Below are 13211 nucleotides of genomic sequence, written 5' to 3'. Positions count from 1 at the left end.
CCGGCGCCTACCCGCCCGGCAGGACCGAGCACGGCCCTGCCTTGGCCAGCCGGAGGTCTCCGGTCGTCGTCTGCTTCGGCCGCACCCTGACGACGTCCGCGGCCGGCAGCCAGCCGGGCGCGGCCGCACTCACCCGGACGTGCTCGTCCGCCTTCAGCCAGTACGAGTACCGTCCGTCCTCGTCCGCGACCAGGTGCGCAGCGCTGTGCCTCGTGCCGATCGTCACGGCCGCTCCTGGCACGGCGGACGTCTGACCGGTGCACCGATCCTTGCCGGTGACGGTGCCGGTGATCCGGCCCCAGTTGGGCGGCGCGACCGCATCCATCGTCACGGTCAGCGGTGCGTTCCGGAACGGGGTGTCCTCCATCAGCAGCAGCCGTGCGCTCAGCTCGCGCGGCTGGCTCGTCGCGGGCGTCCCGGCGTCGAGCGTGATCCGGATCCTGGTCGACTGCCCCGGTGCGAGGGTGCCGGCCGATTTGTCTGCCTTCAGCCACGGCACGTCCCGGCCGCCGGGCGCGCACTGGTCGTTGCCGGCGAGCTGCTCGACGTACGGCTTGGCGCCGAGAATGCCTTCCGCTCCGCCCACCTTGAAGAATCCGCAAGCGCCCGCGACCCGGGTCACCGCGAACTGGGAGTTCGGCAACGACGTCCAGGTGTCCGAGGCAGGGCTGTAGGCGAAGCCCAGGTTGCTGCGGTACCCGGCCACCGTCCCACCCGAGAGCAGGAGCTCACCGTTGGCCGCGGAGTACGCGGCGCCCCAGACCGATGCGGGCAGGTCGCTCAGGCGCAGCCATCGGTTGGTCACCGGGTTGTAGCTGTACGCCGTCCGGAGCGCATGATCGATGCCGCCGTTCTCCCCTCCGGCGCAGTAGATGCGTTCACCGATGGCGCCACAGTGCTGCCAGGACACGGGCTCCGGATAGTCCGCCGCCCGCGTCCAGCGCTTCGAGGCCGGGTCGTAGACCAGCACACCGCGGCTTCCGTGCGTGTCGTCGGCATTCGTACGCCCGCCGATGACGTAGAGCTTGCCGCCCAGGACGGCGGATGCGGCCGCGGCCGTGCCGATCGGGGCGTCCGGTCCGGACGACCACTTGTCGGTGGCGGGGTCATAGATCGTCAGCCCAGTGGCCGGGGCACCTCCGCGCGGCCAGCCACCGACGACGTACAGCTTGTCGCCGACGAACCCGCCGGCAGGCCGCTCGAGCGGATCGGTGGTCCGTGCGATCTCCTGCCAAGTTCTGGTCTTCAGGTCGTAGACGTAGTTGCGTTGTTCGGTGTGGCTCTGGTCAGCGACGCCGCCGACCTTGTACAGCTTCCCGTCGTGGTACGCCGCCAGGGCGTCGAAATCGCCTTCCGGCAGGTGGGTCTCCTGCTGCCAGGGCTCGATCTTCGCACCCGTCGTCCGGGACACCGCCGCTTGACTGGCTGCCTGCAGCGGACCGCCGTCGTCCAGGCTCAGGTACCGCCGCTCCGCCACGGTGGAGACGGCTGCCGCCTTCGTCTCCGGCTTGTCCTCGAACGGCGTCAGTTCGTACGTCGCTCGGCCGGTCCCGACGTTCTTCACCGTCAGCTCGATCGTCCGCCGGTCTCCGATCCGCACCCACTGGCTCAGGTCGTTCGCGGTCACCTTCAGTTCGGCCATGCCAAGCGCGAAGTCGGCCCGGACCACCTTGTTCGGTCGTACGTCGACGGTCCGCGTCCTGGCCTCGTACTGCCCGGCGTCGTACTGCGCACTGAAGCGCTGCCGACCGGCCGGCGCGAACATCCAGTAGAAGCCGTCGCCGAGGTTCGGGTCGGCCGGCGTCGGTCCTGCGGTCGCGACATCGGCGGGACGGGAGAGACTCTGCACGGTCGCATCGTCGACGGCCCGGCCGAATCTGTCATCCGTCACGTTGCCGAGGACGAGACCGCCGGCGACCGGAGCGCAGGTGGTCGTCCCGATCACGACGTCGTCGATCTGCAGCCAGCCGTTGCCGGACACCTCGGTGCTGTACCGGAACCGGGCCCGGACCTGGTCGTGCCCGGCGGCCGCGGGGACAGGCACCTGGACAGGCCGTGGCCCCCGCAGGCTGCCGTTCTGGTGCCAGACGTTGGTCCAGGTCGCACCGTCGTCGACGGACAGGTCGACCTCGACCGCGGCCCTGGTGCCGAGCACGTCCGCCCGGAACGCGATCACCGGCCGGTCCTGCGAGCTCAGGTCGACACTCGGCGAGATCAGCCGCGAGTCCTCCAGTCTCTTCCCCGAGCCGCTGTCGATGCTCGCGAAACCACCGGACCCGCCGGTCAGGTTCGTGTTCTGTCCTGGGTCGTCGAACTCCCAGCCGTCGCCGATCACCGTCTCCTGCGTCCAGCCGGCCGGGATCGACGTACCGTCGAAGGACTCACCGAGGCCCAGGTGCTCGCTGCGGTAGCCGGGCGCCGTACAGGGGGCCGCGATCACAGGTACGGCGAAGTCGACCGACTGATCCCCCTGGACGACGACCTTGCGGGTCATCGCCTGGTAGCCGGCCGGATCCGGATCCAGCTCGATGCGGTACGTCGACCCCACCGGCAACCGGACGCGGTACGAACCGTCGACCGGTGACGTGTGGATCGGGGCCAGTGGTGTCCCGGCGACGGTGAGGGCGGCGTACAGCGGCCAGCCGTGGCCGGAGCCGTCGGTCACCTTCCCGCTGACCGTTGCCATCGGCACCTGGGTGAGCGAGACATCGCGCACCACCCGCTGGTCCTTCGTCACGACGACGTCGTCCGCGGTCGCGCTCTCGAACCCGAAGGCCGAGACCGCCAGGTGATAGGTCCCGGTGCCCACCAGGACCTCGAAGGTGCCGTCGGCCGCGGTCGTCGTCCGCCGCTCGTACCCCGCGGCGGTGGCGGCCACCGTCGCGTCGGCCACGGGCTTCCCGGCACTGTCTGTGATCCGTCCGGCCAGCGTGCCGGTGTCACCTCGCGGCGACGCCTTGACCGCCGCGAGGGCGTTCAGGCGGCCCTCTCCGAAGGTGTTGTTCCGCTGGACGGTGCCGCCGCAGGACAGGTCGCCGGTGTCGATCGCGGTCTGGTTCAGCAGTTCACGCGTGCCATCGATGTCCCCGATCAGCGACGGCGCCGCGGACCACATCAGAGCGACGGTGCCGGAGACGTGCGGCGAGGCCATCGACGTACCGGTACCGGTACCGAAGGCGCCACCCGGAACCGACGAACCGACGGCGACACCAGGGGCGGCGATGTCCGGCTTGACCCGGCCGGACACCCCCGGACCACGGCCCGAGAAGTCGCCGATCGCGCCGGACTCGTCGTACCCGCCGACCGCGTACGTCGATCCGCCGTCGGCCGGCGAGGCGGTGGTGTCACAGCCGGCCCGGCCGTCGTTGCCGTTCGAGAAGACCGTGAAGATCCCGGAGGCGTTCCACGCCGCGATCACGTCGTCGTAGAAGGGGTCTTCAACGCCGCGGTTGTCGTCGCCCCACGAGTTGTTGAGGACGTTCGGCCGCAGGTCGGCGCGCGGGTTGGCGCCGGACAGGTCGGTCGGCGCGAGCATCCATTGGCCGGAGGCAAGCAGCGCGCTCAGGGAGCACCCCCGTTCCTCGTCCTCACAACCCTTCGCGGCGATCCACCGCGCGTCCGGCGCGACGCCGATCTTCCCGCGGGGGCCGTCACCGCCGACCATCGTGCCCATCGTGTGGGTGCCGTGCCAGATGTTGTCGCAGGGCGCGGCCGACGGGCAGACCTGCGACGGGTCGAACCAGTTGTAGTCGTGGTCGAAGACCCCGGGGCTCACCGTGCCGCGGTAGGAGTTCACCAACGCCGGGTGATCGAACTGGACGCCCGTGTCGATGCTGCCGACGACGATGCCCTGGCCACGATCGTCCAGCTCCGACCAGACCTTGTCCGCCTGGATGTCCGCCAGACCCCACTCGACCGCTGCCGCCGTCGCCGCCTTCGCTTCGGCGCCCGGCGCCGGCTCGGTCAGGTCGTACGCCGGAGCCTCCTGCAGTCCCACGACCTCGGGCCGGGCCGCCAGCGACTGCGCCAGCGCCGCGGATCCGCCCTTCACCAAGATGGCGTCGGTGATCCAGAACGGCGTGTAGTCGTTGCCAGCAGCATCGAGCGTCGCACGGGCCTCCCGTTGTCCCTTCGCCGCTGCCTGTTGCAACTGCCGGACGACGTACTCGCCGCGTTGCTTCCAGTCCTTGATGGTGGCCGCCTTGCTCAGGTCGGCACGGTCGGCGAACCGGACCATGAAGTCGCTCGTCTTCCCGGCGGCCAGCCCTGACCGCAGGCTGGACGACACCTTGTCCTGCCAGGGCACCGGAGGCGGTGGCGCGGCCGACGCCGCCGTCCCGGCCGGCAGCATCAGCAGCCCGGCCAGGGCGGCCAGGACGACGCCGAGCACGGTCCGGCGTCGTCCGGATCCAGAGACCACAGGGTGCATGCGGAACCCTCCCCAGGATGGTGCGTCCCGGAATCCTCACCGTCCCGGCACGACGTCCAGCAGTGTTGTCAGCGCCGCGTGAGGGTGTCCAGCATGCTTCGTGGCCTGATCTGGCCACGACCAGAACTGGCCGCGGCCGGCTACGAACTCCAGCGGCGTACGGCGATCGAGGTCAGCACACTGGTTGGGACGGCGATCAGCACGGCCCACGCCAACCGGTTCACCTGGCCGGACTTGCAGGTCTCCACCGCGGTCGGATCGAGGACGCCGCGAACGGGAATGGCGCCGCCCGTCCGCAGCACCGACTTGCATTCGGTGCGCGGTCCGCCGCCGAGGCTGGCCCAGGTGTTCTCGCTGCCCGAGTCGGGTGCGCCCAGCAGCAGCCACAGAACCGTGGCCAGCCCGGCCAACGACAGGACCGACACAATCGCTCGTTTCATGGCCACGACCCTAGGTGAGTCCGGCGGTCAACCCGCAGTACGTCCCCTTGCCTGCGGCAACCATTGCTCACGTCCGGGCGGCGATCGCGCGCAGACCGTCGACCAGCGGGATGGTGGGTCGGCCGATCAGCTTGTGCAGCTCACCGGTCGCGTCCGCTGACACGCCGTTGGAGACATCCTTGTCCAGCTGGACAAGGAAGCCGACGGTCTGCTCGTCGACACCGTTGGCTCGCAGCGCCTCGGCGTGCTCCTCGGACGAAAGGTCCTGGTAGACAACGGGCTTGCCACTCACTTCCGCGATCGCGGCCGCCAGCTCGGGATAGGTCCACGCCGTGTCGCCGGCCAGCTCGTAGGCCAGGTTGTCGTGGCCGTCGGTGCTCAGCACGACCGCGGTCGCCTCGGCGTAGTCAACGTGATCGGCGCTGGCCACCCGGCCCTCGTGCACGCTGCCGATCATCACCCCGGTCTCGGGCGCCGAGGTCAGGAACGGGACGTAGTTCTCGTGGTACGAGTTCATCCGCAGCATGGTGTAAGTCAGACCGGACTCGCGGATCAACTGCTCGGTGGCCTTGTGCTCGGTCACGATGAACGTCGGGCTGGTGTCAGCATGGGCGGCGCTCGTGTAGACGATCCGGGACACATCGGCCTGCTGGGCCGCACGGATCACGTTCTCGTGCTGGACCATCCGCTTGCCGAACTCGTTCCCCGAGATCAGCAGCGCGACGTCGACACCGTCGAGGGCGGCGTCGACCGCCGCGCGGTCGTCGTGGTCGGCGATCCGGACCTGGACCTTCTTCGCCTCGAGTGCGGCCGCCTTGGCCGGGTTCCTGGCGATGGCGACGATGCGCTCGGCCGGGACGCGGGCGAGCAGTTGATCAATGACCAGAGTGCCGAGGGCACCGGTCGCGCCGGTGACAGCGATGAGATCGGACATGATGGGATTCCTCAGGTGACGGCCGATGCCTGGTCGCATCGAACTTGTTCGTAGTACGAACTGTATTAGTTCGTACTACGAACTGCAACCCGTAAATCCAGGAATTCAGGCTTGCTCCATGAAGACCACCGGCACCTCGTTGTCCAGCACGACGCGGCCGAGCAGACCGGCGAGCGTCTCGCGCTCCGCGGCGCTGAGACCGTCCGGCAACCGGTCGATCCGGCGGCACGTCTCGGCGTAGAACTCTTCCGCGACCTCCTGTCCGCGCGGGGTGAGCGCGACGCGGACGGCCCTGGTGTCACGCGGATCCGGCTCGCGGCGTACCAGCCCGTTGCGTACGGTGCGGTCGACCAGGCCGGTCATGCTGGACTTCGCCAGCCCGAGCATCGCGCCCAGCTCCCCCATCCCGTACGGCTGGGCCATCAGGACGCAGAGCAGTTGCCCCTGCTGCGGGGTGAGGCCGCGTTCACGACTCGCCTCGGCGTACACCGCATTCACCAGGAACGCCGACCGGACGAGTCCGGCCACCACTCCGATCTTGCCGTCCTCATTCTTCGCCACGCTGCCAAAATAGCATTCGCGCCCACAGAAGTTCGTGACGCGAACCATCACCGGCGAAGCAGGTCCTGGAGGATCCTCGGCAGGCACGACCGAACCTCGACCGCCGTCGTTGCACCGATTCTGTCCTTAGGGTGGGGCCATGGAGCTGAGTGAGGTCGCGCGGGCGTTGATCGATGGGGACAATCCGGCCGTGCTGGCCACGACGAACGCGGACGGGAGTCCGCAGACGTCGGTGGTGTGGGTCGGGCGCGACGGTGACGACGTACTGATCTCGACCGGACAAGGCCGCAAGAAGGACCGGAACGTACGGCGGGATCCGCGGGTGAGTGTGATCGTCATCGACAAGGACGAGCCGCTGCGGTACGTCGAGATCCGCGGCACCGCGGCCGTCTCCCCCGACGTCGACCGCGAACTCGCCCAGCAACTCGCCGAGAAGTACGAAGGCGAAGGCGCCGGCCAGGAGTACGTCGACCTGCCACCCGAGGTCATCCGCATCGTCATCCGCGTCACCGCAGACAAGATCCACGTCCGAAGCTGAGTGCTAGTGCCAGCCGTTGCGGCCGGCCTGCAAACCGGCCTGGAACCGGCTGGTGGCGCCGAGCTGATCCTGCACCTGGGAGATCCGCCGCCGTAGGGTCCGCCCACTGACGCCCAACTGCCGCGCGATCGCCTCGTCCTTCATCCCGCTCGCGAGCAGGTTGATCAGGGTCGTGACCGGATCGGCGCCGGCGGACTCCGTCAGCCGCAGCGGCGTGGCCTGTCCCCACAACTGGTCGAACAGGACCTGGAGTGCGCTCGTCAGCGCCGAGTCGGTGACCACCACGGCCCGCGCCTGACCCGGCCGCGACGGTCCGTCGCCGGCGAGCGGCAGGATCGCGGTCGTCCCGTCCACGATGAGCAGCTTCACCGGCACCTGCGGAAGCACCCTGGACTGCTCACCCCGCTCGGCCATCGACCTCAACCGCGCGACCCAGCCGGGATGCTCCAGAACCTCGGCCGCATAGATCGCGCGGAACTTCACCCCGCGTTCCAGCAACGCCAGCTCCGCACTGGACACCTGATGGCTACCATCCGCGACGTACGGCGGGGTGTCGGTGCCGACCGCCTGCACGGTTGCCCCACGCAACATGTCGTCGATGCGCGCCTCGATCGCATCCCGCCCGACGGCGATCTCGATCAGGCGGCTGGGTTCGGCTTGCAACTGTCCGGCGCTGAACTCGCGCGCCAACTGGTCGGTCATCGAGGCCACGCCGTCCAGCGCGGCCCGGCGTTCCCGCACCAGCATGCCGAGCCCGGACCGCGGATCGACCGGCGCCGGCGCTGCCTCCGAGCCGCTGCGCACCAGCCCCGCCTCCGCCAGCCGGGCGACGGCCTCCTCGACAGTTGCCAGCGGTATCTCCAGAGACTCGCCGAGCTGCCGCACCGGGACGCCCGGATCCCGCAGCAACTGCCGATACACCTGTGCGTCGAACGCGGACAGCCCCACCGCTTCCCAATCGGCCACGAGGCGAGCGTAGTTCGGCCTCGTTTGGCCGGGATGGGCAGATGGCCGGATCCGGCGCCCTGGCGGCCGAGTCAAGGCTTAGCGTGTGCCAGGAAACTGTCGTCGTCCGAGGAGTGAACAGTGCGTCTGCATGCCGGTCGTTCCGCGCTCGCCCTGATCGGGGCACTCGTCACCGCACTCCTCGTCGGCTCCGGAGCCACCGCCCAAGCAGCCGGGACCGAGCAACAGTCTGGGACCGCGCAGCAGTCTGGGACCGCGCCGGCGTTCGCGCCCCAGTCGATCGTCTGGCCGACCCAGACCGACGGCTATCTGCTCGGCGGCGCCGACTGCGGTACGGCGACCTGCCCGGCCGAGGTGAAGGCCACCCACGACGGCGGCAAGACCTGGACCACCGTCGGACATACCCACAACGAGCTGGCCCGCAGCGGCGAGCCCGGCGTCACCAGCCTGCAGTTCCTGGACCGCAAGAACGGGTGGGCCTACGACCCGTACCTCGAGAACACCAAGGACGGCGGCCGGACCTGGACCAAGGTCGCGGTACCCGGCAACGACGCGAGAGTGGTTCAGTTCCTCGCCTCGGCCGACGGGACGTACGTCGTCACCAGTGGCTGCCCGATCGGTAGCGGTGTGTGCGACGACCGGCCGCTCAAGGTCTGGCGTGCGCCGGCCGGGAAGTCGACCGGCTGGCAGCGGATCGACGTACCAGTAGCGGCGGGCGACCACACCTGGCTCGCGGCGAACGGCTCGACCGTCTACCTCTTGGCTTCTCCCGGCGCCGGTGTGGCCGGACGGCTGACCACCCTGCGGCAGGGCAAAGTCCGGGCGACCGGCCCGGCCACCTGCGAGGACCAGGACGAGGCGACGATCACCGGCTTCACCTCCAACGGAGCCGACCGCGTCTTCGTGCTGTGCATGTCGTTCTACGGCCAGGGCCACTCGGTGAAGACGCTGATGTCCTCCGGCGACGGCGGCAGGACCTTCCGGTACGACGAGCTTCCCGGTGACCGCGGCCTGGCCGACGAGCTCACCGTCGCGCCCGACGGCGCCGTGATGGTGCCGACCCTCACCGCCAGTCAGGTGTACAACCGCCCGCCCCTGTCGAAGTCGTGGCGGCTCGACACCACCTGGCTCGAGAACGGCGGTGAGGTCCTGCACAGCCTGGTCTTCCAGAACCCGACCACCGCCTGGATGATCGAGGCCCAGGCGATCTACGGCCAGCAGTCCCGGCTCTGGGTGACCCGCGATGCCGGGCAGACCTGGCAGCAGGCCGAGGCACCGGGTGCGACGACGACCAAGACGGCGACGAGCAAGGATGTCCCGGAGGCGCCGAAGGTCGAGGCGAGCTGCGACCAGAAGGTGACGCCGGGGACCTTCCGGTGCTTCGCGCAACGACGTACGGACCTCGGCTTCCGCTTGCGCTCGGCGACCGAGACGCCGGCCGGCTACAGTCCCGGCGACCTCCAGTCGGCGTACCGCCTGCCGACGAACGCCGGACAGGGGCAGCGGGTGTACATCGTCGACGCGTACGACAGCCCGACGGCGGAGTCCGACCTCGCTGTCTACCGGCAGCAGTACGGGCTGCCGCCCTGCACGACCGCGAACGGCTGCTTCCAGAAGCTCAACCAGGACGGCCGACCTGATCCGCTGCCTGCGCCGTCGCACTCCTGGGCCGGCGAGATCTCGCTCGACCTCGACATGGTGTCCGCGGTGTGCCCGCAGTGCGCGATCACCCTGATCGAGGCGAACTCGCCGACCGAGGACATGCTCACCGCGGTGAAGACTGCGGGCGACCTGGGCGCGAAGTTCGTGTCGCTGAGCTGGGGCGGATCCGAGACCGGGAACCTCGCCGAGCTCGACCGGGAGTACTTCCGCCCGCACGGCGTCGTCTACGCGGCGTCGACCGGGGACAGCGACTACGAGGCCGGTACGTCGTACCCCGCGAGCTCGGCGTCGACCACAGCCGTCGGCGGTACGACGCTGATCAAGGACGACTCGCCCCGTGGCTGGAGCGAGACGGTCTGGAACAGCTTCCCAGGTAACGGCACCGGGTCGGGCTGCTCCGGCGAGGTGACCAAGCCGACCTGGCAGTCCGTCATTCCGGCGGCGGTCTGCCCGAAGCGTGCGGTCGCGGATGTCTCCGCGATCGCCGACCCGTCGAACGGCGTCGCGGTCTACCAGACCACCGGCGGCGACGGCTGGGCGGTGTACGGCGGGACCAGCGCGGCCGCCCCGATCATCGCCGCGACGTACGCACTCGCCGGCGACCCGGCGCCGGCCTCGTCCCCGGCCAGCTACCCGTATGCCCGTACCGGCAATCTCAATGACGTCGTCAAAGGCAACAACGGCGAGTGCACCTCCGCACCGCTCTGCACGGCGCAGGCCGGCTGGGACGGCCCGACCGGCCTCGGTACGCCGATCGGCACCCAGGCGCTCACGTCACCGGCGAAGTCGAACCAGATCACGGTGAACACACCAGCGCAGCAGTTCAGCGCCGTCGGTGACCTCGTCCTGCTCCCGGTCCGGGCGACCGACTCCGGCCACCGGCTGGTCCGCTTCGCCGCGACGGATCTGCCGCCGGGCCTGCGCATCAACGCCACGACCGGCATCATCTCCGGCCGTCCGACCCAGCCACAGACCCACTCGGTGACCGTGACCGCGACCGACTCGACCGGTGCCCGCGGCAACACCGTGATCAACTGGGTGGTCAGCACCCGCGAGGGTTCGCGCGGCGTCGTCAACGGCGACCTCGAGTCCGGCACCGGCGGCTGGTCGCAGACCGCGGACGTGCTGCGCGCGGACGGTCAGTACGCCGACGACGGTCTGGGCTACGCGTGGTTGGGCGGCTTCGGCACGACCCACACCGACTCGCTGAGCCAGCGGATCAGCGTGCCGTTCACCGGTCGGCCCAGTCTGCGGTTCGCACTGCGGGTCAACAGCGACGACACCTCGGCCGCCAACCACGACGTACTCCGGTTGACCGTCGACGGTCATGCCGTCCGCACGTTCACGGCTGCTCAGAGCGGTCCGACGTACGTCGGTCAGTCCGTGGATCTCACGCCGTACCGCGGCCGGACCGTCACGGTGGAATGGACCAGCACCGAGGACGACGCGACTGCGACGACGTTCCTGCTCGACAACATCAGCGTCGGGCGCTGACCAACTGACCCCGGGCGTCGCGGCCGAAGGACCAGAAGAGTGACAGCAGGGCGATGGCTGGGAGGAGTGCGAGCCAACTGCTGGAGGTGACGCCGGCGAGCAGCACGCAGAGCACGAGGATGATCGCCTGGCCGAGCCCGATCGCTCGACGTACCTGGCTGAACGGCAGCGGCGCTCGGAGCGCCGGCACGACCACGGCCGCCAGCAGGTACAGGTAGCGGAGCAGGCCGATCAGGACGACCCACCAGCCGGCGACGTGGAGGACGCCGAGCGCGGCCGAGAGCAGCAACGTCGTCCCGGCATCGGTCTCGTTGTCGAAGCAGCCGCCGAAGCTGCTCGTCTCACCGAGGCGCCGGGCGATGCGGCCGTCGACCCCGTCGAGGATCAGGCAGATCGTGCCGACGACCGCGATACAGATCGCGATCAACCGGGTCGGCTCGGCCCAGACGGCCTGGAGCAACAGCGCCAGGATCCACACCGAGCCGACCAACCGAGCCAGCGTCAGCGCGTTCGCGACGCCGAAGGCGTGGTGACCTGGGCGGTTGCGCATCCAGCCGACCATCACAACCAGCGCGGCCGCCACGTAGCCGGCGAAAGCGGCGCCGGCAGGCACCGGCGCCGCGGCGATCATGCAACCGAAGGCAGTCGCGGCAGCCCCGACCGCAACGGGGCGGAGTACGACGAGTTCAGCAGTAGCCATCGATGATTCACGGTACTTCGTCCTCCAACGCCCCAGCCCGTACCCAGCGTTGAGAGTCTCCGGTGTGACCGACTACCGTCGCGTGAGCATCGTCGTCCTCGCTCGGAAGGGTCGCCCGTGACCGATTACCAGGAAGACAATCGCGGTCGGTTTCACTTCAGTCCTCGGCGTGGGTGGATGAACGATCCGAACGGGATGCTGCACTACCGCGGCACGTACCACTTCTACTTCCAGCACGCGCCGAACAGCCTCGTGTGGGACACGATGCACTGGGGCCACGGGACCAGTCCCGACATGGTCCACTGGGAGCAGCAGCCGATCGCGCTCGATCCTGCCGTGCACCCGGGCGAACTGTGGTCGGGCGGCGGCGTGGTCGACGTACGGAACACATCCGGGCTCAAAGACGGGGACCACGATCCGATCGCGGTCTTCACCGGGACCCAGGGCGTGCGGATGTTCTACAGCCTCGACGGCGGCATGACGTTCACGGCGTTCGACGAGGGCCGGGTGATCGCGCAGCCGAGCGGTCACGAGAGCCGGGACCCGAAGGTCGTCTGGCACGAGCCGAGCCAGACCTGGGCGATGGTGGTCTGGTCCGACGACAACGGCAACGGCGCGGACTTCTTCGTGTCACCCGACCTGCGCACCTGGGAGCGAACCGATCGGTACGTCGCCGACTGGTTGTTCGAGTGCCCGGACTTCACGCCGATGATGCTGGACGGCGAGGTCACCTGGGTACTGCGTGACGGCCGTGGATCGTACGTCGTCGGCGACTTCGACGGGCGCGAGTTCCGGACGGACTGGACGGAGCCGTCCACGATCACCGTGAACCCCGGCGGTGCGGGTGGTCACTACTACGCGGCCCAGTCGTTCGACAACATGCCGGACGACCGGGTGGTGACGATGGCTTGGCAGGGAAAGAATCGCGGCTCGGTCTGGACCGGCAACGCGAGCTTCCCCGTGCAGCAGCGGTTGGTCGCGACTCCGGACGGTCCCCGCGTCTCCAGCCTGCCGGTCGACGAGATCGCGTCGCTGCGCAAGTCGACGACGTCGTACGACGCGCAGCTCGTCACGCCGGGAGTCCCGCTCCTGACCGATGTGGACGCCACGAGTTACGAGCTCGAGGCAACCTTCGACGTGTCCGGTGCCGCGGATGGTTCGTTCGCCTTCCGGCTGCGGACCGGTGCCGACGGGTCATCCGCCCGTGAGGTCACGTACGACGTCGGCGCCGGAACGCTGGACGGAGTGCCGCTGTCGCCGGCCGCCGACGGCATCCTCACCGTCCGTCTCCTCGTCGACCGCGGCCAACTCGCGATCTTCGCCGCCGACGGCGCCTACTACGGCTGCTACAACGTCGACTTCGACACGGCCTCGACGGGTAACGGGCTGGAGTTGACCACCACTGCTCCTCTGAAGCTGGCGTCGCTGACCCTCCATCACCTGTCCTCCATCTGGCCAACCTCCGGGTGATACCTGGCGTATTACGT

The 13211-nt window shown here is 69.4% G+C and carries 9 protein-coding genes; 3 read left to right on the top strand and 6 right to left on the bottom strand.

The window, feature by feature from the left end:
• Window positions 1-7: 7 nt before the first annotated feature.
• The 4 genes from ACGFH6_RS24600 to ACGFH6_RS24585 all read right to left on the bottom strand — a co-directional run bounded on the left by ACGFH6_RS24600 (window position 8) and on the right by ACGFH6_RS24585 (window position 6364).
• Window positions 8-4429, bottom strand: coding sequence for a S8 family serine peptidase (locus ACGFH6_RS24600; RefSeq protein ID WP_393387964.1), 4422 nt, complete (start codon window positions 4427-4429; stop codon window positions 8-10).
• A gap of 140 nt (window positions 4430-4569) precedes the next feature.
• On the bottom strand, window positions 4570-4869 hold the full coding sequence (locus tag ACGFH6_RS24595; protein WP_393387961.1) for a hypothetical protein: 300 nt from the start codon (window positions 4867-4869) through the stop codon (window positions 4570-4572).
• 67 nt (window positions 4870-4936) lie between these two features.
• Window positions 4937-5803, bottom strand: coding sequence for an SDR family oxidoreductase (locus ACGFH6_RS24590; protein WP_393387958.1), 867 nt, complete (start codon window positions 5801-5803; stop codon window positions 4937-4939).
• Between the two features lie 105 nt (window positions 5804-5908).
• Window positions 5909-6364, bottom strand: coding sequence for a MarR family winged helix-turn-helix transcriptional regulator (locus ACGFH6_RS24585; protein WP_393387955.1), 456 nt, complete (start codon window positions 6362-6364; stop codon window positions 5909-5911).
• A 139-nt stretch (window positions 6365-6503) separates the two neighbouring features.
• On the opposite strand from ACGFH6_RS24585, the gene ACGFH6_RS24580 reads away from it, so the two are divergent.
• The gene (locus ACGFH6_RS24580; RefSeq protein ID WP_393387952.1) at window positions 6504-6902 is read left to right on the top strand and encodes a PPOX class F420-dependent oxidoreductase; all 399 of its coding nucleotides are present in this window, start codon (window positions 6504-6506) and stop codon (window positions 6900-6902) included.
• 3 nt (window positions 6903-6905) lie between these two features.
• Here ACGFH6_RS24580 and ACGFH6_RS24575 read toward each other — a convergent pair whose 3' ends face one another.
• Window positions 6906-7868, bottom strand: coding sequence for a winged helix-turn-helix transcriptional regulator (locus ACGFH6_RS24575; RefSeq protein WP_393387950.1), 963 nt, complete (start codon window positions 7866-7868; stop codon window positions 6906-6908).
• A gap of 120 nt (window positions 7869-7988) precedes the next feature.
• On the opposite strand from ACGFH6_RS24575, the gene ACGFH6_RS24570 reads away from it, so the two are divergent.
• Entirely contained in the window at window positions 7989-11024 is a 3036-nt protein-coding gene (locus tag ACGFH6_RS24570; RefSeq protein ID WP_393387948.1) for a putative Ig domain-containing protein, read from the top strand.
• Here the strand turns inward: ACGFH6_RS24570 and ACGFH6_RS24565 are convergent.
• A complete protein-coding gene (locus ACGFH6_RS24565) occupies window positions 11008-11724 on the bottom strand; it encodes a CDP-alcohol phosphatidyltransferase family protein (protein ID WP_393387946.1) in 717 nt (238 codons plus the stop codon). The two genes, ACGFH6_RS24570 and ACGFH6_RS24565, sit on opposite strands and share 17 nt — an antisense overlap.
• A gap of 117 nt (window positions 11725-11841) precedes the next feature.
• Here ACGFH6_RS24565 and ACGFH6_RS24560 point away from each other — a divergent pair, with 117 nt between their 5' ends.
• Window positions 11842-13194 carry a glycoside hydrolase family 32 protein gene (locus ACGFH6_RS24560; RefSeq protein WP_393387943.1) on the top strand — a complete coding sequence of 451 codons (1353 nt, stop codon included), beginning with the start codon at window positions 11842-11844 and terminating at the stop codon, window positions 13192-13194.
• Window positions 13195-13211: the final 17 nt, after the last annotated feature.

The organism is Kribbella sp. NPDC049227, from assembly GCF_043197265.1.
In the GTDB taxonomy this organism is placed as follows: domain Bacteria; phylum Actinomycetota; class Actinomycetes; order Propionibacteriales; family Kribbellaceae; genus Kribbella.
Note: the sequence above shows the minus strand (reverse complement) of the source record. Positions and strands in the feature narration are given on the sequence as shown.